The 24,082-nt window shown below is 27.0% G+C and carries 23 protein-coding genes and 1 pseudogene; 22 read left to right on the plus strand and 2 right to left on the minus strand.

Annotated features, from left to right (window positions below):
- The first annotated feature begins 97 nt into the window (after positions 1-97).
- Positions 98-1,459 carry an APC family permease gene (locus A6P36_RS00600; RefSeq protein WP_082917506.1) on the plus strand — a complete coding sequence of 454 codons (1,362 nt, stop codon included), beginning with the start codon at positions 98-100 and terminating at the stop codon, positions 1,457-1,459.
- 15 nt (positions 1,460-1,474) lie between these two features.
- On the opposite strand, the gene A6P36_RS00605 is transcribed toward A6P36_RS00600, so the two are convergent.
- A complete protein-coding gene (locus A6P36_RS00605; RefSeq protein WP_066760270.1) occupies positions 1,475-3,025 on the minus strand; it encodes a DUF4214 domain-containing protein in 1,551 nt (516 codons plus the stop codon).
- 262 nt (positions 3,026-3,287) lie between these two features.
- The gene (locus tag A6P36_RS00610) at positions 3,288-3,827 is read right to left on the minus strand and encodes a hypothetical protein (RefSeq protein WP_066760271.1); all 540 of its coding nucleotides are present in this window, start codon (positions 3,825-3,827) and stop codon (positions 3,288-3,290) included.
- Between the two features lie 159 nt (positions 3,828-3,986).
- Between A6P36_RS00610 and mnmH the strand changes: the two genes are divergently transcribed.
- The 21 genes and pseudogenes from mnmH to fliY all read left to right on the plus strand — a co-directional run bounded on the left by mnmH (position 3,987) and on the right by fliY (position 24,060).
- Positions 3,987-5,069: a tRNA 2-selenouridine(34) synthase MnmH gene (mnmH, locus tag A6P36_RS00615; RefSeq protein WP_082917508.1), complete on the plus strand. Its 1,083-nt coding sequence runs from the start codon at positions 3,987-3,989 to the stop codon at positions 5,067-5,069.
- 84 nt (positions 5,070-5,153) lie between these two features.
- Entirely contained in the window at positions 5,154-6,221 is a 1,068-nt protein-coding gene (locus tag A6P36_RS00620; protein WP_066760273.1) for a hypothetical protein, read from the plus strand.
- Positions 6,222-6,309: 88 nt separating this feature from the next.
- The gene (locus A6P36_RS00625) at positions 6,310-7,644 is read left to right on the plus strand and encodes an MBL fold metallo-hydrolase RNA specificity domain-containing protein (protein ID WP_066760274.1); all 1,335 of its coding nucleotides are present in this window, start codon (positions 6,310-6,312) and stop codon (positions 7,642-7,644) included.
- Positions 7,645-7,795: 151 nt separating this feature from the next.
- A complete protein-coding gene (gene nifJ, locus A6P36_RS00630) occupies positions 7,796-11,350 on the plus strand; it encodes a pyruvate:ferredoxin (flavodoxin) oxidoreductase (RefSeq protein ID WP_066760275.1) in 3,555 nt (1,184 codons plus the stop codon).
- A gap of 208 nt (positions 11,351-11,558) precedes the next feature.
- The coding region (locus A6P36_RS08470; protein WP_369815399.1) for a glycoside hydrolase family 3 N-terminal domain-containing protein at positions 11,559-11,994 on the plus strand (436 nt) is incomplete at its 3' end.
- A gap of 2 nt (positions 11,995-11,996) precedes the next feature.
- A pseudogene (locus tag A6P36_RS08280) lies at positions 11,997-12,610 on the plus strand (glycoside hydrolase family 3 N-terminal domain-containing protein); the annotation flags it as partial.
- Positions 12,611-12,692: 82 nt separating this feature from the next.
- A complete protein-coding gene (locus A6P36_RS00640) occupies positions 12,693-13,277 on the plus strand; it encodes a hypothetical protein (protein WP_066760276.1) in 585 nt (194 codons plus the stop codon).
- A 170-nt stretch (positions 13,278-13,447) separates the two neighbouring features.
- On the plus strand, positions 13,448-13,657 hold the full coding sequence (locus A6P36_RS00645; protein ID WP_066760277.1) for a DUF1450 domain-containing protein: 210 nt from the start codon (positions 13,448-13,450) through the stop codon (positions 13,655-13,657).
- A gap of 84 nt (positions 13,658-13,741) precedes the next feature.
- The gene (locus tag A6P36_RS00650; protein WP_242861586.1) at positions 13,742-14,029 is read left to right on the plus strand and encodes a DUF1292 domain-containing protein; all 288 of its coding nucleotides are present in this window, start codon (positions 13,742-13,744) and stop codon (positions 14,027-14,029) included.
- Between the two features lie 61 nt (positions 14,030-14,090).
- The gene (locus A6P36_RS00655) at positions 14,091-14,735 is read left to right on the plus strand and encodes an HAD-IB family hydrolase (RefSeq protein WP_066760279.1); all 645 of its coding nucleotides are present in this window, start codon (positions 14,091-14,093) and stop codon (positions 14,733-14,735) included.
- A gap of 4 nt (positions 14,736-14,739) precedes the next feature.
- Positions 14,740-15,531, plus strand: a complete 792-nt coding sequence (locus tag A6P36_RS00660) for an aminotransferase class IV (protein ID WP_066760280.1) — start codon at positions 14,740-14,742, stop codon at positions 15,529-15,531.
- Between the two features lie 122 nt (positions 15,532-15,653).
- Positions 15,654-16,106 (plus strand): chemotaxis protein CheW, encoded by a 453-nt coding sequence (locus A6P36_RS00665; protein ID WP_066760281.1) that lies wholly within the window; start codon positions 15,654-15,656, stop codon positions 16,104-16,106.
- Positions 16,107-16,108: 2 nt separating this feature from the next.
- Complete coding sequence (locus A6P36_RS00670) at positions 16,109-16,600, plus strand: chemotaxis protein CheD (RefSeq protein ID WP_066760282.1); 492 nt, start codon at positions 16,109-16,111, stop codon at positions 16,598-16,600.
- A gap of 4 nt (positions 16,601-16,604) precedes the next feature.
- Complete coding sequence (locus tag A6P36_RS00675; protein WP_066760283.1) at positions 16,605-17,600, plus strand: chemotaxis protein CheB; 996 nt, start codon at positions 16,605-16,607, stop codon at positions 17,598-17,600.
- A 23-nt stretch (positions 17,601-17,623) separates the two neighbouring features.
- Positions 17,624-18,394 (plus strand): CheR family methyltransferase, encoded by a 771-nt coding sequence (locus tag A6P36_RS00680; protein ID WP_066760284.1) that lies wholly within the window; start codon positions 17,624-17,626, stop codon positions 18,392-18,394.
- The gene (locus tag A6P36_RS00685) at positions 18,395-20,521 is read left to right on the plus strand and encodes a chemotaxis protein CheA (protein WP_066760285.1); all 2,127 of its coding nucleotides are present in this window, start codon (positions 18,395-18,397) and stop codon (positions 20,519-20,521) included.
- A 27-nt stretch (positions 20,522-20,548) separates the two neighbouring features.
- A complete protein-coding gene (locus A6P36_RS00690; protein WP_066760286.1) occupies positions 20,549-21,139 on the plus strand; it encodes a chemotaxis protein CheC in 591 nt (196 codons plus the stop codon).
- 31 nt (positions 21,140-21,170) lie between these two features.
- Positions 21,171-21,530: a response regulator gene (locus A6P36_RS00695; RefSeq protein WP_066760287.1), complete on the plus strand. Its 360-nt coding sequence runs from the start codon at positions 21,171-21,173 to the stop codon at positions 21,528-21,530.
- 10 nt (positions 21,531-21,540) lie between these two features.
- Positions 21,541-21,957 carry a chemotaxis protein CheW gene (locus tag A6P36_RS00700; protein WP_066760288.1) on the plus strand — a complete coding sequence of 139 codons (417 nt, stop codon included), beginning with the start codon at positions 21,541-21,543 and terminating at the stop codon, positions 21,955-21,957.
- A gap of 14 nt (positions 21,958-21,971) precedes the next feature.
- Positions 21,972-22,976: a flagellar motor switch protein FliM gene (gene fliM, locus A6P36_RS00705; protein ID WP_066760289.1), complete on the plus strand. Its 1,005-nt coding sequence runs from the start codon at positions 21,972-21,974 to the stop codon at positions 22,974-22,976.
- Positions 22,966-24,060 carry a flagellar motor switch phosphatase FliY gene (fliY, locus tag A6P36_RS00710; RefSeq protein ID WP_066760290.1) on the plus strand — a complete coding sequence of 365 codons (1,095 nt, stop codon included), beginning with the start codon at positions 22,966-22,968 and terminating at the stop codon, positions 24,058-24,060. The genes fliM and fliY overlap by 11 nt, the downstream gene beginning before the upstream one ends.
- Positions 24,061-24,082 lie beyond the last annotated feature (22 nt).

The following is a 24,082-nucleotide window of genomic DNA, read 5'->3' on the forward strand; positions in this document are numbered from 1 at the left end:
AAATTTTATTTATTGGCTCTTATTATATATATTTTTTTATCTGTATGTTAAAATAACGTATGATTTATTAAACATTTTTTAAAAGGAGAGGTTAATTATGGAAAATGATCTGCAAAAAAGATATGGATTTTGGACAGCTGTTGCTATGGTTGTTGGTATCGTTATAGGAAGTGGTGTATTTTTTAAAGCAGAAAAAGTTTTACAATCAACAGGTGGAGATGTGTTCTTAGGAATACTTTCTTGGGTTGTAAGTGGAAGTATAATGATTGTTTGTGCCTACACCTTCGCTATTTTGGCAGGTAGATATGAAAAAGTTAATGGTATTGTAGATTATGCTGAAGCATCATTAGGAAAAACATATGGATATATTGTAGGATGGTTTATGGCAACTATATATTATCCTGCACTTGCAGCTGTTTTATCTTGGGTTTCAGCTAAATATACAGCAGTTTTATTTAATATAGGGGATCCAGGAGTAAATATCCAGGTTTATTTGATTGCTATATTTTATATGGTTGCAATTTATGTTTTGAATATTGTTGCTCCAATTTTAGCTGGTAAATTTCAAGTTTCAGCAACTTTTATAAAATTGATTCCTTTAGTTCTTATGGCTATTGTAGGTCTTGTTAAAGGAATTTATACTGGACAAACTATTGAAAATTTTAAGTTTGTTACAAATGAAATTTTAACATCGAATCCATTATTTACCTCTATTGTTGCCACTGCTTTTGCTTATGAAGGGTGGATTGTTGCAACAACAATAAATGCAGAGTTAAAAGATTCAAGAAAAAATTTACCTAAGGCACTTTTAATCGGAAGTATAGCTATTGTTGTTGTTTATGTATTGTATTTTATAGGGCTTTCAAGTTCTATGTCTATAAATGAGTTTATTCTAGGCGGAGAAGATTCTATTAGACGTGCATTTTTTAATACATTAGGATCTTTTGGAGGTAGTACATTATTTATATTTGTTGTTATATCTTGTATTGGTACATTAAATGGATTAACTTTGGCTTGTATTAGAGGATTTTATTCTCTTGCTGCTAGAAATATGGGGCCTAGTCCTAAGTTTTTTTCTAAAATTAATGAGAAAAATAAAATACCTGTAAATTCAGGAATTGTTGGACTTATTGTAATTATGTGTTGGCTTTTGGTTTGGTATGGAAGTTTTAAAGGTTGGTGGGGTATGTTTTTAGATTTTTCAGAACTTCCAGTTATAACTATGTATGCTCTGTATATACCTATTTTTATTTGGACTATGAAAGTAATGAAGGATTTAAATTTTATTCAAAGATTTTTAATTCCATTTGCTGCTGTAATTGGTTCTATATTTATGATATTTGCAACGTTTGTATCACATGGTATCAAAGCTGTGTTTATATATATCGGTATATTTTTTCTTATAATTCTTGTAGGGTTAATTTTTAAAAATAATAAATCAAAAAAAGAGAGTCTGTAGTAGACTCTCTTTTTTTTAGTAAGCTATTCCAAGTTCAGATATTATGTTCTTGAATTCTTCACTATTAGTCATTTCTGTAACAACATTTGTAACTGATGCTTTTTGGCTGTTTGTTTTTCTAAAGTCTTTGTTATATTCATTAATCCAATATTTCAAACCTTCAGGGTCTGGAGTTCTATTAAACATTACTGCATATATTCTTGTGATTTTATCGCTAGAATTTTTAGAAACTTCTAAAAATTCATTAGTGTTTAAAAGATTAAGTATGAAATCTCTAGCTCCGATTTTGTGTGAAGAAAGTTGTTCCATCCAAAAATCAAAACCATCTTTATCGATCTCATCTCTATCAAAAGCTTTTTTATAAGCATTTTCAATGTAAGATGAAAGCTTTTCTAAATTAACATTAGCCATAGAAGTTGAAAATTCATTTATAACGAAATTATGTAATTTATTTTCATTATCTTGAACAATAATTTTTAAATCATTGTATAGAGTGTTAGGTTTTAAGTTAAGTAAGATAAGTTGATTTTGATTTATTTCAAATTTTATATTTGGATCTGAAATTTTTGCATTTGAAATTTTTAAATCTTCAGGTAATAAAATCTTTACATTTACATTATCACCATTTTTAACTACTTCGGCGTCAGCATAGCTAAAATTTTTGTTTAGTGTTGAAAATGTATTTAATTTAAAAATGTGCTTTTGATTTTTATCATCTGTTATAGTTACTATTAAATTTGTGTATGTTGTTTCTGGCTTTAATTCAAGAATTGTTACGTCTCCATCAACAGTGTCAATAAGTAAATTTTTATCAGAGATTTCTGCACTGATTGGAGTAATATCTTCTGGAATTAAAATTTCTCCGCTATAGTTATTTTTATAAGATGAAACTTTTACATCTAGAGATTTAATTTCTTTACTTGGAACATAAATTGTATTTAATTTTGAGTTAAATGAATTGTTATTGTTATCAATTATATTTATCGTTAAATTTGAATAAGTTGTATCATTTTTTAGATTGTAAAGAGTTATTACGCCATCAGCAAGATCAACAACTATTGAATCATCAGAAATTTCAACAGATTTAATTTGTTCAATAGGTTTTGAAGGGTTTTGAGGTAAATCTACACGAGCAATAAAATCTCCTTCGTGTAAGTTAACTGATACCTTTGAGTAACCTATAAAATTTTTATTTGGAGTTTTGAAATCATTTATTTTAAATGTGTGATCTTTTCCAGAAGAGTCTGTTAAAGTCACAGATATATTTTTATAATCCGTTTCAGGTTTTAGTTCATAAAGTTCAACTTGTCCATCAACAATATCAACTATTATTGAATCGTCAGAAACTTCAGCTTTAACAAAGTCGTATTTATCAGTGAAAATAAGTTGACCAACAATTATATCTCCTTCATGAACGAAGAATTTAATATTTAAATTATCTGAGTGAGTAGATATTGCTTGAATTTCTTGAGCTGATGCATAATTGTTAGTGTTTATATCAGCACCAACGTTTGTTGATAGACATACCGCTAGTACAATTAATAACTTTAAAAAATTTTTTTTCATAAAGGGATAAATCCTCCTGATTAAAAAAATAATAACGTAATCAATTTGAAATAATAATTAAAAAACAGTTACAAATACATTATATATTATATGAAAATACAGTGTCAATATGTAAACTTATTTTGTTAATATGGAAATTTATGGTGAATTAAGTTTTGAAAAAACAAAGGGTATATTTTAAAATATATCCCTTATTTTGTATGCTTTTTTCTATTTTTTACTAAATAGTTAAAATCATTAAAAAAAACTGGAGTTTATTATATTAATTTTTACCAGTGAAAAGTTGTTTGAAAAATTTTCCTATAGATTTAAAAAAATTCTTAAAATGATTCAAAAGAGTTTGTTTATTTGAATTTGTTTGTTCTATATTTGTTAAATCATTATTTGGTTGATAGATTCCATTTGTATTTTCAGTATTAAAAGTAAAGCTAGGAATTTTATATATAAATTGAGTATCATTTGAAACTTCTATTATAAGAAAAATATCATTATATGTTTCTCCAGGCTTAAGCCCGTATATTATTATATTGTTATTGATAAATGTCTCATTTAAATAGTCAGGTTTATCTTGTAAACTAACATCTTTAATAAAAATAAATATGTTTTCAGGTATAGGAATAATTGCGGCATTTTGTCCATCATAAGTTGTGAATTCTGTTACAGAAGGATGTAGAGATATAAATCTTTGTTCATCATAAGCTCGAACGATTTGTACAGGTAAATTTATTATTCCATTAATTGTAAGAGTTATGAAAAATATTATAGTAGACACGATGGATTTTTTTATAAAATTTAAATACATAAAAATTCTCCTATGTTTATAAAACTTAAAAATTGTTATGATATAATTATAATTTAATTATATTTTTTTAATAAATTTGTTTAAGTTATTTTTGTATTTTGTATATTTGGAAAATTTTTGTTCATAGATGGGAGGTAAAATATCATTTTTAGTAGGAATATAAGTGCAGAAAAAATTTTTGAAATTGAAAATAGTTATATTGTAGATCTTAGGTCTGAGAGTGAGTATAAAAATGGAACAATATACGGAGCAATAAATATCCCGATTTTAAATGATAAAGAGAGGGAAGAAGTAGGTTATGTATATGTTAATAAAAGTGTTTGCGAAGCGAAAAAACTTGGTCTTAGATATGCAGGATATAAATTAGAAAGTATTTTTGAGAAAATTTCACATGAATTTTCTTTGAATAAAAACATAATTGTATTTTGTGCCAGAGGCGGTATGAGAAGTTTTAGTGTACATAATTTGTTTAATTCAATCGGAATTAAAAACTATAAACTGGATAAAGGATATAAAGGATATAGAAAATTTTTAAGAGATAAATTTCCTGAAATTTTGCAAAAAATAAATTTTGTTGTTATACATGGAAAAACAGGTATTGGAAAAACAAAAGTTTTAAATATGTTAAAGAATGAAGGGTATCCTGTTATAGATCTTGAAAGTGCAGCAAATCATAGATCTTCTTTTTTAGGTGGTGTAAATCTTGGTGAACAAAATTCACAAAAACAATTTGAATCTACTGTTTTTCATAAAGTTATAGAAATAGTTGGTAATAAAAGGTTTTCAGAAAATGAAAAAATTAATGTTTTCATTGAAGGTGAAAGTAAACGTATAGGAAAAATAATTATACCTGAGTATATATTTAGTGCAATGAACCATGGAATTCATATATGTGTAGATTTACCTATTGATGTGCGAGTTAAAAATTTGATGGAAGATTATTTTAAAATCGATGAAGATTCTTTAAAAAGAAAAGATTATGAGGTAAGAAAAAATATTTTAGATGATTTTGAAAATAATATGTTTTTCTTACAGAAGTATTCTTCTAAAAATGATATGCAAAGATATTTTTCTCTTTTTAAAGAAAAAAATTATGAAGAACTTGCAGTATCTTTAATTGAAAATTATTATGATTCAAAATATATCAATTCTATGAAAAAACATGAATTTAAATTTAATCTAGAAGTTTCCACAATTGATGAATTTTTGAATGAAATGAAGAAAATATATGATTATGTATAAATTTTACTGTGTAATTGGATAAAATTATTTAGATATGATAATACTATCAATTAAGTTTTCAAAAAATTTTCAAGAGGTATTTTCATGAAAAAAGTAAGTAGTTTTGTTCTAGCATTGATTTTTATTTTAATATCGAGTGTTTGTGTTCAGTCCAAAGTGTTTGTTAGAAATATAGAAATAATGGATATTATTGTTTTTGATAATTTTGAATATAAGCATTTAAAGGACGATTTTTTAAAGCAAGCAGGCATAGATGTTAATTATGTTAGTATATTTAATGACAAACAAGAGGAAGTTACAGAATCAAATTGTAGAGAGTTATTGAATAATTTTGAAAATGTACTTACTTATGAGTATAAAGACATATTTGGTAAAAAAATAGTAAAAAATAGAAAAGTGTACATATTTTCTGAAAGTGAGTTTCAAAAAAGTATTTCTATAGATTCAAAATACAAGATAAAAAATGTTTCTGTTGATACAGTTTACAATGATACTTCGGCAAACAAAATTTTTGTTGGTAAAATATTTACACAACCAAAACTTCAAGAAAGTAAGGATAGTTATATTTTAAAACTTGATCGTAATAATAAAATTGTTTGGGGAAAAATGTTTGAAGATTCAAAAATTAATAAATTCAACAAAATTATAAGTATTTCAGAAGATGAATATTGTGTTATAGCATCTGGATATAGAAATTCAGAATGGACAGATGGTTTTATAGCTAGATTTGATGGAGATGGAAATTTTATTTGGAAAGAATTTTATGGTTCATCTCATATAGATGATTTTAAAGATGTGGTAGCTTTAGATCACGGAGAAATAATTGTATTAGCAGAAGTTAGTAATAATGATGGAGATGTTAAAGCTCCAATAACAATAAATAATCCATTGAATAAAGATTTAGTTTTATTAAAATATGATAGTTACGGAAATATTATTTGGCAAAATAGTGTTGCCAACGAAAATGAAATAACAGCTTTAAAAATTGTTAATGATGATGAAAATGTTATTGTTTTTGGGGAAGTTTTTGAAAATATAGATGGTGAAAATGTGAAAAATATTATTGTTTCAGGTTTTGACTTAAATGGTAAAATAAAATTCTCAACAATTGTCAAAGATTTTGATGAGGAAATTTTAAATAGATTATTTTAGAAATTATGTTTAATAGGGTTTAAAAAAGTCAATAATAAATGGGCATCAGTATAATCTGATGTCCATTTATTTATTTGGGGTATAAAGTATGATTAAATATATAAATTATGGCGGAGCTGATGGAGTTACAGGAGCTTGCCATATGCTAAATACAGAATTTGGAAATATTTTGTTAGATTGTGGACTTTTTCAAGGAAGAGATAGAAAAATTTATTCAAATTTAGAAATGTATTTTGATCCTAGAGAAGTAGATGCTGTAGTATTAAGTCATGCTCATATTGATCATTGCGGAAGAATTCCTATTTTATATGAGATGGGTTATAGGGGAAAAGTTTATGGAACTGAAGCTACAAAACTTTTATCTGAAATAGTATTGGAAGAGAGTTCAAAAATATTTGAAGAATTTTCAGGGGAAAGCTATAAGTTATTTAATTTAGAAAATGTTCAAATGTTTTTAGATAACTATGTCAAAGTAGATTATGGAAAAACTACAAAAATTTTAGATAACGTTTTTATAGAATTATTTGATGCTGGACATTTACTTGGATCAGCTTCAATACTTGTGAAAATAAAAGATAAAAGTGTATTTTATAGCGGCGATATAGGAAAATTGAACACACCTATTTTAAAAGATCCTGAAAAAATTACTGGAGCTGATTATGCGATTATTGAAAGTACGTATGGAAGTTTAGAGAAACATGAGTCAAATGAGTTCTTTGATGAGTTTAAAAATATAATAATTAACACTCTTAAAAGAGGTGGAAAATGTATAATACCTTCATCAACTGTTGGTAAGATGCAAGAAATTTTATATTTAATAAATGATATTTTTGAAGAAAATGATTTAAAGTATAAAGTTTATATAGACAGTCCCATGTCTTCAAAGGTTGTTGATATTTATGAAAAATGTAAATATCTATACGATGAAGATGCGCAAGAGAAATTAAATAATGGAGATAATCCACTAGATTTTACAAATTTAAATTATATAATCACAAAAGAAGAATCAATTGAAATTCAAGAAAATGAAGAACCATATGTTGTTTTATCTGCAGGTGGAATGTGTGAAGGTGGAAGAGTAATTTATCATTTGAGGAAACAAATTGATAATCCTAAAAATTCAATTATATTGGTAGGAAATCAAGTTCATGGAACATTAGGTTGTAGATTATCTAAAGGAAGTAAAGAAATTAAAATTTTTAAAGATAAGTTTAAAGTTAAGGCGGAAATTTATAATTTTCCAAGCTTATCAGGTCATGGAGATAGAAATACTATAGTTGACTATGTTTGTTCAATGAATAAAAAACCTAAAAAAATATTTTTAGTACATGGTGATAGGAAAAACCAAATGGATTTAAGAGAAAATTTGAATTTTAAAAATGTTGAATATACTAAATTTTTGAAAAGATATGAATTAAAATAGATTAAAAAAATAACTTACTTAACAAAAAATACACAATTTATTAAAAAAAAATCAATATAATTTTGTTATACTTGCTCTGTAGTTAAATAATTAGGGTTTTAAGAGTAGTATTCTTAAATTGATATGAAATGTATGGAAAGAAGGAATTAAAGTGATTAAAAGAAAAACAGTTACTGTTGATGGTAATGGAGCTGCGGCGTATGTTGCGTATGCGTTTACTGAAGTTGCGGCTATATATCCAATTTCGCCTTCAAGTGGTATAGGTGAGAACATAGATGAGATGGCATCACAAGGTAAGAAAAATATTTTTGATAGAGTAGTTGATGTTGTAGAAATGCAATCTGAGGCAGGTGCTTCAGGTACTGTTCACGGATTGTTACAAGGTGGTACTTTGACGTCGACATATACTGCTTCTCAAGGATTATTATTGATGATTCCTAACATGTATAAAATTGCTGGTGAATTACTTCCAGGAGTTTTCTATGTAACAGCTAGAGCAATAGCAGCACAAGCTTTATCAATATTCGGAGATCATCAAGATGTTATGGCTACTAGACAGACAGGATTTTCTTTGTTAGCAGTTAGTGGTGTGCAAGAAATAATGGATTTGGCACCAGTAGCACATTTATCTGCTATAAAAGGTAGAGTTCCTTTTATGGTTTTTTATGACGGGTATAGAACTTCACACGAAGTTCAAAAGGTTGAAGCTTTTGAATACGATGATTTGAAAAAATTAGTTGATTTAGATGCTTTAAATGAGTTTAAACAAAGGGGATTGAATCCAGGTAATCCTGTTACTAGGGGGACAGCTCAAAACCCTGATATTTATTTCCAGGCTAGAGAGGCGTCAAATAACTTTTATAAGAATTTACCAGAAGTTGTTGAAGGTTATATGAATAAAATCAATGAGTTTACAGGTAAAAATTATAAGTTATTTAACTATTATGGAGCTCCTGATGCTGAAAGAATAATTGTTTGTATGGGATCTGCATCAGAAACAGCTGAAGAAACTGTTGATTATTTGATTTCAAAAGGTGAAAAAGTTGGAGTTCTTATAGTTCATTTATATAGACCTTTCAGTGTTAAACATTTATTAAATGAGATTCCATCAAGTGTAAAGAAAATCGCTGTTTTGGATAGAACAAAAGAACCAGGGGCTGAGGGAGAGCCACTTTATAAAGATGTAATGTCAGCTTTTTATGGAACAGATAGACATCCAATAATAGTTGGTGGAAGATATGGATTAGCTTCTAAAGAAGTTACACCTACTCATTTAGCTTCTGTTTTTGAAATTTTAAAATCAGATAATCCTAAAAACGGATTTACTGTTGGTATTGTAGATGATGTTACAAATACAAGTATTGATTTGATAGATGATGTTGTTGCTGAAGATTCTTCTTTAATTAGCTGTAAATTCTGGGGACTTGGTTCAGATGGAACTGTTGGTGCTAATAAAATGGCAATTAAGATAATCGGAGATAATACGAAGAAACACGTTCAAGCTTATTTTGAATATGATTCTAAGAAATCTGGTGGAATAACAATTTCACATTTAAGATTTGGAGATAACAGAATTAGATCAACTTATGGAATAGTGAAAGCAGATTTTGTAGCTTGTCATAATCAAGCTTATATGAGTAAATATGACAATATTGTTTCAGGTGTTAAGAATGGTGGAACATTCTTGTTAAATACTCTTTGGTCTGTTGAAGAGTTGGAACAAAAATTACCAGCTCATGTTAAAAGAATTATTGCACAAAACAATATAAAATTTTACACAATAAATGCTGTAAAAATAGCAAGAGATTTAGGACTTGGTGGAAGAATAAATATGATAATGCAATCTGCCTTCTTTAAACTTGCTAATATAATACCAGTTGAAGATGCTATAAAATATTTGAAGGAATCAGCAGAGAAAGCATATGGCAAAAAAGGTGAGAAAATTGTTAAGATGAATTTTGATGCTATAGATGCTGGTGTTAATGCACTTGTTGAAGTTAATGTTCCTGAAAGTTGGAAAAATGCTGTGGATGAAAAAAATGTAGAAACTTGTACTTCAGGTATGGTAAAAACTGATTTTGTTAAAAATATACTTGAGCCTGTTAATAGTCTTAAAGGTAATAGTCTTCCAGTTAGTGTATTTAAAGATAGAGAAGATGGTACATTTGATCACGGTACTTCTAAATTTGAAAAAAGAGGTATTGCTGTTACCGTTCCAAGATGGAACCCAGAAACTTGTATACAGTGTAACATGTGTGCTTTTGTTTGTCCTCACGCAGTTATAAGACCATTTTTATTAAACGATAAGGAAATAAAAAATGCTCCTGAAGGTTATTTATCTGCAGATGCTAAAGGCATAAAAACTGATGAGAAATTAAGCTTTTCTATGCAGGTTTCTATAGAAGATTGTACTGGATGTGGTAACTGTGTTGATGTTTGTCCATCAAAACCAAAATCTTTAGAGATGGTATCTACAGATGAAGAACGTTCGTTAAATAAACAAGGACATTACGATTATTCATTTGATTCGTCTAAAGTTAAAGTTAAGAAAAATCCACTTCCACTTACTACTGTTAAAGCTAGTCAGTTTGAAGAGCCTTTAATGGAATTTAGTGGAGCTTGTGCTGGTTGTGGTGAGACACCTTATTCTAAACTTGTAACTCAGTTATTCGGTCCAAGAATGATTATTTCTAATGCTACAGGGTGTTCTTCTATTTGGGGAGGTTCTGTACCAGCTATGCCTTATACTAAGAATCATGAAGGAAGAGGTCCAGCTTGGGCAAATTCATTATTTGAAGATGCTGCAGAATTTGGATATGGTTTGTATTTATCATCTAAGAATAAGAGATATCAAAATGTTAAATTAGTTGAAAGTTTGATAAATGATTCTAGTGTTTCATCTGAATTAAAAGATTTATTAGGTGAATGGAAGAATAATTTTAATGATGGAGATCGTACTTTAGAGCTTTATAGAAAAATAGTTCCTCTTTTAGAAAAAGAATCTGGAAATAATATAGTAAGAGAAATCTTAAATAATAAGGAGTCTTTAGTAAAGACGTCTAACTGGATTTTTGGAGGAGATGGTTGGGCATATGACATCGGATTTGGTGGATTAGATCATGTTATTGCTCAAAATGAAGATATTAATATATTGGTATTTGATACTGAAACTTATTCAAATACTGGTGGTCAGTCTTCTAAGTCTACACCATTTGGTGCGATTGCTAAGTTTGCAGCTCAAGGAAAGAGAATTAAAAAGAAAAATCTTGCTGCTATGGCTATGAGTTATGGATATGTTTATGTTGCTCAAGTTTCATTAAGTGCTGATTTTAACCAAACATTGAAGGCTATAAAGGAAGCTGAAGCTTATCCTGGTCCATCAATTGTTATTGCGTACAGTCAGTGTATAAGTCATGGTATCTTGACAGGTATGGGTACTGCACAAAAACAAGCTAAGAGAGCTATAGAAGCTGGACACTGGACTTTATTTAGATATAATCCAGAGTTAAAAGAGCAAGGTAAAAATCCGTTTATGTTGGATTCTAAAGAGCCAACTCAAGATTTCAAAGAATATATGAGAAGTGAGATAAGATTTAGTGCTTTATCTAAGGTTGCTCCAGATAAAGTAGAAGAAATTTTTGATCAAGCGGCTAAAGACGTTGAAGAGAAAAATAGACAATATAGAAATCTTGCAGGATTAGAATAGATTTAAATTTTGTATGTGTGAGTTATAGTTTTATAACTCACACTTATTTTTTAAGGAGATGGTAGTTATACTTGGTAAAATTTTAATTAACATATTTTTATGTGTGTTTGTTTTAAATTCATGTTTATATGAAAAAAATCAAGCTGATGAAAAAGTTACTAAAGTTTCTGAAATAAAAGAAGATGAGATTTTAAATAAGGTTATGAATATGAGTTTGGATGAAAAAATAGGTCAATTATTTATAGTTGGTTTTGATGGAAATACTTCACTTAGTGAAAAAGATATTTCTTTAATAAAAGATTTTAAAGTTGGTGGATTAATATTTTTTAGGAGAAATATTACTACAGCAAATCAAACAGTAGATTTAATTAATAAAATTAAAACTATTAATTCTGAGAATGGAAATGTACCTTTATTTTTATCTCTTGATCAAGAGGGAGGATTGGTTACTAGATTACCTGAAGAAATAATTAAATTTCATAAAGCAAGTGTTATTGGTGAAAAAAATGATGAAGAATATGCCTATGATATTGCAAAACTTATGGGAAGTATAATATATTCAATAGGTTTTAATATGAATTTTGCACCTGTGCTTGATATTTATACAAATCCTAATAATGAAGTTATTGGTTCAAGAGCTTTTTNNCTAAATTGGGTGTTGCAACGATTAAAGGGTTTAAAGATAGTAATATTATAGCTGTTGGTAAACATTATCCAGGGCATGGAGATACTAGTGAGGATTCACATTATGAATTGCCAATTTTAGAACATGATTATGAAAGAGTTCGTAATATTGAACTTTATCCTTTTGAGCAAGCTATTAATAATGGTTTGGATGCTGTTTTAGTATCGCATTTATTATATGAAAAAATAGATTCTGAGAATATTGCTACATTATCAAAGATTTTTTTGTATGAAATTTTAAGAAAAGAATTAGGATTTAGAGGTATTGTTATAACAGATGATATGATAATGAAAGGACTTACTGATACTGAATCAATATCAGAGGCTTCTCTTAAAGCTCTTAAAGCAGGAGTAGATATTTTATTAATTGGATCTGGTTATGAAAATATTTCTAATTCTATTCAAAGGATTAAACAGGCAGTATTTGATGGAGAAATAGATGAATTTGAAATAGATAGGAAAGTTTATAATATTTTGAGAGTTAAAAGAGATTATATGATAAATAATAACGAAATTTCCGAAGTAAATGTTATCGATATAAATAGTAAAATAAAAGAAATATTAAATAAAAATTAACTAAAATAACAAAGTATTTACATAATTTTAATAATATGCTATAATCTTGGTACATTGCAATGTTTTTAAAAGAGGTGAGTTAATGGCAGTTAAAAGAGAATGGACAGAATATGAGAAACAAAGTCTTTTAAAACATGTATCGGAGTTAAAAAAAAGAGGAGTTACAATTAAGGATGCTGCACATGAGTTTTCGAAAATTAATCCTCACATAACTTCGGGGCAAGCTAGGGTTTATTATTATAAATTGATAAATGAAACTGAGAATTTTAAAAAGAAATATTCACAAAGAGTTTGGACTCAGGAAGAAAATGAGACTTTGTTTAGTTTTATGGAACAATATAAAAATAAGAAGAAAATAGAAATATTTAATATTTTATCGGAAAAATTAAATAGACATCCGAAAGCAATAGCTTCTCATTATTATTCTATAAAGAACAGATCGTCTAAATTAAATTCTAAATATTATTTTAATTTGTGGAATAATTTTAAATCTCAACAATTCAAAAATTTATTTCTAAAAATTGATAAAATTCAAGAAGTATATGAAAAGGCGATGGAACTTGAATCTATTTTGCAAAAAGAAAGAATTATTACTCAGCTTAATAAAGAATTACAAGAAGCTAGAATTAAGATTGAAATGTTAGAACAAAAAATATTGGTTTCTTGAAAAAAATAACAAAAAAATGATTTATGGAACTTCTAGTTTTTTAAGGTTTTACTAGAAGTTTTATATTTGCAAAAAAACTTAATTGACTAATGAATATATATATAATAGAATTGTCATTATAAAAATAAAAGTTTTTAACACTTTAATTTTAAAAATGGAGATGTGAAATTATGAAAAAAGTTGATATTTGTGAATGTAATTTTGTTTTAGGAACTGAGAAGGTAAAAGATGAGTTAGAGAAATCTAATGATTTTGAGGTTGAAGTTCATGGTTGTTTAGGTCATTGTGGTGAGTGTTGTGAAACTCCGTTTGTTTTATTAGATGGTGAGTTTGTTTCATCTGACTCTGCTGAAAATTTGATTGAAGAAATAAAAAAATAACATATTTGATTGTTGTTTTGGAAAGCATAAAATATAAATCCTAGTTTTTAGAGTGGAGGTGTATTCCTTTTTAGGATTAATATGATGAATAACGATAACGAAAAAGAAATTTTAAATGAGAATGAACATATAGAAGATGGCGTAGATGAGCCAGTATTTGTTGAATTTGAAGATGAAAATCATAACACTATAAGATGTGAAGTGGTTGATGGATTTGAATATAAAGGTAAAAACTATTGCGTTGTTTGTAATAACGAAGATGGATCTTCTTATGTTTTTAGATTGACAGATGAAGATGAATTGGTTGTACCAGATGAAAAAGAATTTGATGAAGTTGCTGCTTATTATGATAGTATAGTGGATGAAGATTAGTTTGTAGTGTCCTTTTATAAAAGGGCACTTTTTATTTTTAAAATTAAGGAGGTTTTGAAAATTGAGGTTTGCTATTTTTGATGTTGATTTAACATTAACTTCTAAAGATACATTTATTGAATTTTATAAATTTTTGTGTAAACAAGATAAAAGGTTTTTAATTTATTTTAATAAAGTTGTACATGCGGGTTTAATGTATTGTTTGAAATTCTATGATGAAAAGAAATCTAAAGAACAATATTTATCTTTTTTAAATGGTTTATCTGTTGATGTGGTTAATGAATTTTCAAAAAAGTTTTTTGAAGAACATTTATTAAAAAAATTGTTATATAAAGATGGTATATTAGAAATTGAAAAATGTAAAAGTAAAGGATATAAAGTTATATTGATATCTGCTTCTCCAGAATTTTATCTTAATAATTTTAATCAATTGTATTCTATTGATTATGTTTTAGGAACGAGGTATGAAATAAAAGATGGATTTTATACAGGTAAGATGTTAGGTTATAACAATAAGGGAGAAGAAAAAGTATTAAGATTGTATGAATTTTTACATAAAAACAATATTGAAAATGTTGATTTTCAAAATTCATGTATGTATTCGGATTCTTTGAATGATTTACCTCTTTTTAATTTGGTTGGAAATAGATTTTTAATTAATAGTAAAAATAAAGTTGATAATATTGTGAATTTATATTGGAAGTAATGCTATGGATTTAATTGGTGATAAGTTTTTATTTAATGATAAAATTTTAGATAAAGAAGAGTTTTTAAAAGTTTATTGTTACAGTTCAAATAATGTGTATGAAGTTATTAGAATTATGGACTCAAATATTTTGTTTTGGGAGGATCATTTTAAGCGATTAAAAAATTCGATTTTTAAATTTAATGGAAAAGATATTGGAATTGATGATTTACTTCAAAAAATAAATATTGTAATTAATGTAAATAAAATTGATTCAGGGAATTTAAAGATTGAATTTGTATTTGATGATTATAAGTGTAAATTATATATTTATCCTATTAAATTTTATTATCCTGATAAAGAAATGGGAGTTGATGTAATTACTTTTAATATTGAGAGAGAAAATCCCAATGTTAAAACTTATAATTATGACTTTAAAACTAAGGTACAAAAAATTATTAATGAAAATAATGTTTATGAAATTGTATTGGTGAATAAGCAAGGTTTTATTACGGAAGGAAGTAGAACTAATGTTTACTTTATAAAAGATAATTGTTTTTTTACTGCACCTGAAAATATTGTTTTAAAGGGTGTTACTAGAATGAAAGTAAATAAAATAATAAATGAATTAGGATTTGTTTTGGTTGAAGAAAGTGTTTTTAAAAAAGATATTTTTAAATTTGATGCATGCTTTTTAACAAGCACTTCTTCAAATGTTTTGCCAGTTAATAAAATTGATGGATTGTGTATGAATTCATTGTCTAATATGTATTTGAAAGAAGTAATGTATTCTTTTGAAGAATATTTAAAAAAATAAATTAAGATAATATTATAGACTATTTGTGAAATAATAAAAACAAATGGTCTTTATTTTTTATGTCGATATAGTTGGTTTTGTTGATAATTATTAAATTTATACGAAGGAGAACTAAGTTTTAAATGTTAACGAGTAAACTTTTAATATTTAAATTAGGAAATGGAAAGTATGCCTGTAATACGGTTTGTGTAGATAGAATAATAAAATATGAAAATTTAACATACTTACCTTCAACTCAACCTACATTGGAAGGATTATACAATCATGAAGGAAATGTGATAAAAATATATAGTTTAGCTAAAAGATTAGGCATAGAAAGTGATGATGATAGAACACATAAAAAAATAATAATTGTTAAAAATAATGATGTATTAGTTGGGATTGTAGTTGATGAAGTATTAGAAGTGTTTAATTATAATAAGGAAGATTTTGACAAAAAAATTGATGTAAAAAATTCAGAAAATTTAAAAGGATTGGATTTTAAATATGTTAAAGATATGATACTGATTAATAATGAAATTGTCATTTATCTTTCTATATCTAGGATAGTTGAAATGGAGTTAGAAGAAAACTAGTTATGAATATTAATGTAGGTATTGGAGATTTGACAGTTAGTAAAGCTCCTTTTATTTTAGAGACTAGAGGTCTTGGGTCGTGTGTTGGAGTAACATTGTATGATAATAAAAAAAAGATAGGAGCTTTGGCGCATATAATGTTACCGCGAATTACTAGTTCAATTCAAGAAAATGTAAGTGAAAATATGAAATTTCGTTACGCGGAGTATGCTTTGCCATATATGTTAAACAAAATGTTTTTTATGGGAAGTGAGCGTAAAGATATAGTTGCCAAAATAGTTGGTGGAGCTTCTATGTTTAAACGTAAATCAGGTACTCTTAATATTGGTGAGAAAAACATTGAGGCGGTAAGAACTTTTTTGAAAAATAATTTTATAAAAGTGCAAGCTGAAGAAGTTGGTGGAGATATGGGGAGAACTATATTTTTTGATTTAAATAATGGAGTTGTTATTATGAGAATTTATGGTAAGGTAAAGCAGGAAGTTAAGATTTAGAGATATGATAACTAAAACTAAAATTGTAATTTTAGATGAATCCCCATTAATGAGAAAAGTAATTTCTGATATATTTTCAAAAGATGTTGGAATAGAAATAGTTGGAATGTTTAAAAATTATTATGATATGAAAGAATTTTTAGACAAATTGAAGTGTATAGTTGATTGCATTATTATAAATTTGATTTTTGACAAAAAAGATCTTTTGAATATTTTATTAAACCTTAAAGAGTATGGAGTTAATATTATATTTGTAGCTAATATTGAGCCAGAGAGAATTAATTTTGCTCAACAAAATCTGGGTGTTAAAAATATAAAATTTATAGAATATTTTGGAAAACTAAATCTTGGAGATATTTCTCAAATAAAGGAAGAAATTAGAGATGAAGTATACAAAATAAAAAATAGCAGGGTAAAGAGGGCCCTATTTGATGTACAAAAGGCAATTGTTATTGCTTCATCTACTGGAGGACCTAAGGTTTTGGAGTATATTTTTAGTAAGCTAGAAACCAAAATTGATATACCTGTATTTGTTGTTCAACATATGCCAGATGGATGTACGAAACAATTTGTAGAAAGACTTGGTGAAGTTTGTAATTATGATTTTTGTGAAGGTAAAGATGGAGAAGTTGCTAGATCCAATGTTGTCTATGTTGCCCCGGGTGGATATCATATGCAAATTGATTTTGGAAAGAAAATAAGTTTAAATCAAAATGAATCTGTAAATAATGTTAGACCATCTGCTGATGTTTTATTTTGTTCTGCAGCAAAAGTATATAAAGAGGGGCTTTTGGGTATAGTATTGACAGGAATGGGAAGAGATGCAGCTCATGGAATTAAGTGTATAAAAAACAGTGGTGGAACTACTATAGCACAAAATGAACGAAGTTGTGTTGTTTTTGGAATGCCTAAATCGGCGATCGAAACTGGAAAAATAGATAAGGTTTTGTCTGTAGATGAAATAATATTTGAAATACTTAAACATTCGGGAAAGTTATAAAGTTATTTAAGATGGAGTTATATATGTTTGATATTAATGAGCTTTATGATTATGTTTATAAAGAATTTAAGATTAAGTTAGAAGCATATAAAGAAGTACAAATGCATAGACGAATTGAATTTTTCATATCAAAAACTTCTGCAAAATCAATTAAAGACTTTATTGATTTGTGTAAAAAAAATAATATTATTAAAGAGCAATTTTTGGATTTGATAACTATAAATGTCACTGAGTTTTTTAGGAATATGGATATATTTTTACAGATTAAAGATGTATTTAGAAAGGCGTTACCTAAGAAAGAAAAATATATGATATGGAGTAGTGCGTGTTCTAATGGAGCAGAACCTTATTCTGTTGCAATGATTCTTGAAAACATAAATGTACATAATTATAAGATTTTAGCAACAGATATTGATAAAAATGTATTAGATTATGCAAATAATGGAATCTATAGTGAAGATGAAATTGGAGAAGTTCCGAATTATTATCTGATAAAGTATTTTGAAAAATATGGAAATAAATATAAAATTAAAAATTTTATAAAAGATAAAGTTGTATTTAGAAGACATGATTTAATATTAGATGAGTTTCCGGTTTGTATGGATTTAATTTTATGTAGAAATGTTGTTATATATTTTAAAAAAGAAGAAAAAATGAAAATATATAACAAATTTTATAAATCTTTAAATGATAATGGTATTGTTTTTATTGGAGCTACTGAAAATATATATGATTACCAACAGATTGGATTTAATAAATGGGGTACATTTTTTTATCAAAAGGTGGTGAGATAATTGGATGTTTCACAATATTTATCAATGTTTTTAGAAGAATCCTTAGAAAATTTAAGCAAATTAAATGATTGTCTTTTAGAACTTGAGCAAAACCCAGAAGATTTAGATGTTGTAAATGCTATTTTTAGAGTTAGTCACACGATAAAAGGTATGTCTGCAACTATGGGTTATATGAAAATGTCGGAATTGACACATAAGATGGAAGATGTTTTATCAAAATTTAGAGATGGAACATTAAAAGTTAATAGAGATGTGGTGACTATACTTTTTAGATGTTTAGATACTCTAGAATCTATGGTTAATAATATAAGTGATGGAAATTCTGATGATATGGATATAGAAGAAATTATGAGTTCATTATCATCTGTCATCGAATGTAAAATTAATAATTTTGATGATAAAACTCCTTTACAACCTACAATAGAAGAAAAACTCAAATTAGAAGAACATCATATGAATATCATAAATAAAGAAAAAAATCCGTATTCTGTTTATGAAATAAAAATAGTATTAGCAGAGACTGTGTTATTAAAAACGGCTAGAGTGTTTATATTCTTCAGAGAGATAGAAAAATTTGGTGAAATAATACATACACTTCCTTCTATTCAGGATATTGAAACAGAAAATTTTGATTTAGAAGTTGATGTTGTATATATCACACCATTATCTGAAGAGAAACTCAAAGATATTATTAAGACAATATCGGAAATTAACAAAGTTGCCATTAAAGAAATAAATTCAGAAAATGTGAAAAAAGCATATGGAGAAGAAGTTTTTATAAATTTAGAAGAAGCAAAGGAAAATATAAAAAATCAGTTAAAAGAGGATAATGGTGTAGAAAATTCAGAAGAACAAAGTAAACCAAAAAATAACAGTAAGGTTAATAATGAAAATATAAATAAAGTTCAAATAAATGCAGATAATAAACAAGTAACTAAGGAAAAGATTGTTTCACCTAAAAAGCAATCTGTTACGCAAAAAAAAGGTGCACAGTCAGTAAGAGTAGATTTAGAAAGATTAGATATGTTTATGAATATGGTGTCAGAACTTGTAATTCATAGAACTAGACTTGAGCAGATAAGCAATACATATAGTTTGCCAGAACTTAATGAAACTTTAGAGCAGATAGCTAGGTCTACATCTGAATTACAAGATCTGGTTATGAAAATTAGAATGTTACCTTTGGAGGTTGTTTTTAGTAGGTTTCCTAGAATGATAAGAGATTTATCACTGGAGTTAAATAAAGATATACAATTCTTGATTGAAGGTGCTAGTACTGAATTAGATAGAACAGTTATTGATGAAATTGGAGAACCGCTTATACATTTACTTAGAAATGCGGTTGATCATGGTATAGAAACAAAAGAAGAAAGAGTTGAAAGTGGAAAAAATCCAACAGGAAGGATAAGACTTTATGCCTATCAAGAGGGTACCAAAGCGGTTATAAAGATAAGAGATGATGGAAGAGGTATAAATGTAGATAAAGTTAAAGCAAAGGCAGAAAAAATTGGTATAAACGTTGATGGAATGTCAAATAATGATATAAAGAATCTTATTTTTTTAGAAGGATTTAGCACAAATGATAAAGTTACAGATGTTTCAGGCAGAGGTGTTGGTATGGATGTTGTTAAAACTAAAATATCATCACTTGGCGGAACAATAGATTTATATAGTGAATTGGGAAAAGGTTCAACTTTTGTAATAAAATTACCACTTACTCTTCAAATAATAAAGGCACTTCTTGTAAAAATTAAGGGAGAAACTATGGCAATTTCTCTTGGTTTTATTGATAGTGTTATTAATTGGAAAGAGGATTTAATAAAGCGAAGTAACAATAAAGAAGTTATATCTTATAGAGAGGAAATTATTCCACTTATAAGAATGTCAGAAAAATTTAACTTAGATTCGTATGATGAGAAGAATGATGAATGTAATAATTATATAATAGTTGCTAAAGTTGGCGAAAAGATAGCAGCATTGTTGGTTGATGATTTATTAGGGCAACAGGAGATTGTTATAAAAAATTTAGGAAGAAGTTTACAAGGGTTAAAAGAATATATAGGAGCAACTATACTTGGAGACGGTCTTGTCACTCTTATAGTTGATGTTGCGACTATAATATCTTAAATGAAAAAATATGGAAGGATTGATTCTATGCTTGAGTATTCTTCAGACCAATTAGATATTATAAAAGAAGTATCTAATATAGCTTTAGGAAATTCGGCAACATCATTATCTGAATTACTTAATGCTAGAATTAGTATGTCTGTTCCGAATATTAATATCGAATCTATAGGTGATTTTATAAGTAGTATTAATGAGACTGAAGTTATAGGGAAAATATTAATACTTAAAGGACAAATAGAAGGAAGTATATTGATATTATTTGATATTGATACAGCAAAAAAAATAGTTAGTAATATTGGTCAAGGTAAATTATTATCTCAAGATAAATTAGATGATATTAAGGTTTCTTTTATAGAAGAGGTATGTAATATAGTAGGATCAACTTACATTAGAAATATAGCAGATTATTTAAATATTAAAATAGAAATTGAAAATAGTAGTTTGTTGTATGATGAGCTTACGGCAATATTATCTTATACTTTGATGGAAGAAGAACAGTTTTATAGTGAAGTAATTAATATTCAAACAGATTTTAAGTATGAATTTAATTCTGAATTTATGAATGTATATTTTTATTTTGTTCCTAGAAAGGGAAATATAGACAAAATATTTAATTAAATAATAAAGTAGATTTTGGGAGGAATTACACGTGAGTAGAATTTTAATAGTGGATGATGCTGCTTTTATGAGAATGATGCTTAAGGATATATTAGAAAAGAATGGATATCAGGTTATAGGAGAAGCTAGTAATGGGCTTAAGGCTGTTGAATTATATAAAAAAGATAGACCTGATATAGTTACAATGGATATAACAATGCCAGAAATGGATGGAATTGAAGCGTTAAAAGAGATTATGACATTTGATCCTAAAGCAAATATTATTATGTGTAGTGCTATGGGGCAACAAGGAATGGTTATGGATGCAATAAAATCAGGTGCTAAAGATTTTATAGTTAAGCCTTTTCAAGCAGAAAGAGTTATTGAATCTGTTAAAAAGGTGTTAGGTTGATTTTTGAAATATGCAGTTAGTAGTATTTAAAATTAGAGAAGAGTTTTTTGGAGTTGAAGCTTCAAAAGTTTTAAGTATAAATGATATGATGAGTGTTACGAAGGTTCCTAATGCACCTAAATATATTAAAGGATTAATAAATCTTAGGGGGATTATAATTTCATTACTTGATATTTCAATACTTTTAAATCTTTCTAGTCATAGTGTAGATGAAATTGATTGTGAGAGTAGCAGTATAATAATATTAGATGTCGATTATGAAGAAGTTGGTATTATAGTGGATAAAGTTGATGAAGTTTTAGATATAGATCATAACTTGATAAAGAAGTCTATAGATAATAAACTACCGTTTGTTAAAGGTGTGTTGGAGTTAAATTATAAACTAATTACACTTATAGATATTAATAAATTTGTGTCAATTAATTAATGAGGTGATGAGGTTTGGGTGGTAATGTTTTAAGTCAAGAAGAAATAGATAAGTTATTAAAAGTTATTGAATCTGAGGGTACCGCTGAACCGAATAAATCATATCAGATTCAGAAAAATGTTAAGAAATATGATTTTAAACGACCGCAAAAATTTACAAAAGAGCATATGAAATCTCTCGCTATTATACATGATAATTTTACAAAGTATATTTCGAGTTATTTTGTTTCTGTTTTTGGAACTCAGGTTAAAGTTGAAATAATATCAACAGAGCAAATAACTTTTCATGAGTTTATATTTTCTATGCCCAATCCAACCACCATAATATCTTTTGAAATGAAACCATTAGTTGGAAATATTTATATAAGTTTAGAGTCATCATTATCTATATTGTTATTAAATTCGTTACTTGGCTCTAATGATAGAAAAAATTTGGGTATACCTAGGGAGTTTAGTGATATTGATAAGAAGATTTTAACACAAGTTTCTAATGAAATATTAAATACTATAAAGGGTTCTTGGGAAGATGTAATAAAAGTAGAACCGAAGTTTATTAATTTAGAGACTAATCCATCTACCATTCAATCGCTTGGACCAAATGAACCTATATTATTTGTAACGTTTAAAATTGAGATTGAAGGTAATGCTTATTTTATGAATATTTGTTTACCATATATATCTATTGAAAAAATAGGAGATAAATTAAATAAGGATTATATGGTTAAAACAAGTACTCCGGAGGAAGCAGAAAGTGTAAAAAAATTAATAAGGAAAGAATTGAATAGTGTTAAGATAGAGTTAGAAGCTGTATTAGATAAAAAAATAATTAATATTCAGGATTTTTTATCTCTTCAAAACAATGATATTATAATTTTAAATAAAAAATGTAATAGTCCAATTGAAATATATATAGAACAAAAGTTGATTTTTAATGGAGTTTTAGGGTTGGTAGGAGATAATAAGGGGATAAAGATTTTAGATGTTTATTATAGTGAGGAGGTTATAAATAATGAAGGATGATGAAAAAGTTGATGATAGTTTAAAATCTTCGCCTGATAAAATCACAAATAAACTAAACTATTTCTCTGATGAAGAAAAAGACTTGCTAGGAGAAATAGGAAATATATGTATGGGAAATGCATCAACAAGTTTTTCTAAATTATTACAAAAACCAGTTACTATAACTACACCTAGCGTTGAAATTGTTAGTATTTCAGATGTTGTGAAAGAATTTGTTCAACCACATATAGCTCTTAAAGTTAAATTTTTAAGTGGAATTGATGGAGATAATGTCTTAGTTATGAGTATAAAAGATGCCATTATTATTGCTGATGTTATGATGGGTGGTGATGGCAAAAATGTTGAAGATAGGGAAAATTTAAATGAAATTGAAGTGAGTGCTGTATCTGAAGCGATGAATCAAATGATAGCGTCGTCAGCTACTTCTATGTCAACAATGTTTCAAAAAACTATAGACATTTCTACTCCAGAAACAATTATAAGTTATAAATCTGATAGTAGTGAAAGGTTATTTTCAGATTATAATAGTGAAGAAGTTGTTAAAATTAAGTTTCATATGAGTGTTGGAGATCTTATTAATAGTAAGATTGTACAAATTTTGAGTATTGATACAGGAAAAAATATTATAAATACGATGTTGAATGACCAAAATGGATTTAGAGAAGGTTCTAAAGATCAAAGATATGATGATGAAAGTTTAGATAATCAAAATTTAAAGGCTGTTAATGATAATTATAATTCTGCTTCTAGCATGAGAAAAAATTATAATGTTAGCGAAGCAGTTTTAATGCCATTAACGCAAGGTTCAAATCCTAAAGGTTCGAATAATATAGATTTAATTTTAGATGTTCCGTTAGAAATATCGGTTGTTCTTGGAAGAACTAAAAAAAATGTTGGAGATATTTTAAATCTTGGAACAGGTTCTTTGGTTGAATTGGAAAAATTAGCGGAAGAGCCAGTTGATATTTTAGTTAATGGAAAACAAATAGCTACTGGTGAAGTAGTTGTAGTAAATGAAAATTTTGGTGTTAGAATAACAGCTATAATAAGCAATGCAGAACGAGTTAAAAACTTAAATTTGTAAATATTTAGTTTTTAACTTTTTT

This window comes from Candidatus Arthromitus sp. SFB-turkey (assembly GCF_001655775.1).
Taxonomy (GTDB): domain Bacteria; phylum Bacillota; class Clostridia; order Clostridiales; family Clostridiaceae; genus Dwaynesavagella; species Dwaynesavagella gallinarum.

What these genes read in the sequence shown, in the direction of transcription:
- A6P36_RS00665 (WP_066760281.1), top strand. Translation starts at nt 15,654, where the DNA reads ATGTTAACGAGTAAACTTTTAATATTTAAATTAGGAAATGGAAAGTAT.
- A6P36_RS00610 (WP_066760271.1), bottom strand. Translation starts at nt 3,827, where the DNA reads ATGTATTTAAATTTTATAAAAAAATCCATCGTGTCTACTATAATATTT.
- A6P36_RS00690 (WP_066760286.1), top strand. Translation starts at nt 20,549, where the DNA reads ATGCTTGAGTATTCTTCAGACCAATTAGATATTATAAAAGAAGTATCT.
- A6P36_RS00660 (WP_066760280.1), top strand. Translation starts at nt 14,740, where the DNA reads ATGGATTTAATTGGTGATAAGTTTTTATTTAATGATAAAATTTTAGAT.
- A6P36_RS00605 (WP_066760270.1), bottom strand. Translation starts at nt 3,025, where the DNA reads ATGAAAAAAAATTTTTTAAAGTTATTAATTGTACTAGCGGTATGTCTA.
- A6P36_RS00650 (WP_242861586.1), top strand. Translation starts at nt 13,742, where the DNA reads ATGAATAACGATAACGAAAAAGAAATTTTAAATGAGAATGAACATATA.
- A6P36_RS00620 (WP_066760273.1), top strand. Translation starts at nt 5,154, where the DNA reads ATGAAAAAAGTAAGTAGTTTTGTTCTAGCATTGATTTTTATTTTAATA.
- A6P36_RS00700 (WP_066760288.1), top strand. Translation starts at nt 21,541, where the DNA reads ATGCAGTTAGTAGTATTTAAAATTAGAGAAGAGTTTTTTGGAGTTGAA.
- A6P36_RS00675 (WP_066760283.1), top strand. Translation starts at nt 16,605, where the DNA reads ATGATAACTAAAACTAAAATTGTAATTTTAGATGAATCCCCATTAATG.
- A6P36_RS00600 (WP_082917506.1), top strand. Translation starts at nt 98, where the DNA reads ATGGAAAATGATCTGCAAAAAAGATATGGATTTTGGACAGCTGTTGCT.
- A6P36_RS00625 (WP_066760274.1), top strand. Translation starts at nt 6,310, where the DNA reads ATGATTAAATATATAAATTATGGCGGAGCTGATGGAGTTACAGGAGCT.
- A6P36_RS00640 (WP_066760276.1), top strand. Translation starts at nt 12,693, where the DNA reads ATGGCAGTTAAAAGAGAATGGACAGAATATGAGAAACAAAGTCTTTTA.
- A6P36_RS00645 (WP_066760277.1), top strand. Translation starts at nt 13,448, where the DNA reads ATGAAAAAAGTTGATATTTGTGAATGTAATTTTGTTTTAGGAACTGAG.
- fliY (WP_066760290.1), top strand. Translation starts at nt 22,966, where the DNA reads ATGAAGGATGATGAAAAAGTTGATGATAGTTTAAAATCTTCGCCTGAT.
- A6P36_RS00670 (WP_066760282.1), top strand. Translation starts at nt 16,109, where the DNA reads ATGAATATTAATGTAGGTATTGGAGATTTGACAGTTAGTAAAGCTCCT.
- A6P36_RS00680 (WP_066760284.1), top strand. Translation starts at nt 17,624, where the DNA reads ATGTTTGATATTAATGAGCTTTATGATTATGTTTATAAAGAATTTAAG.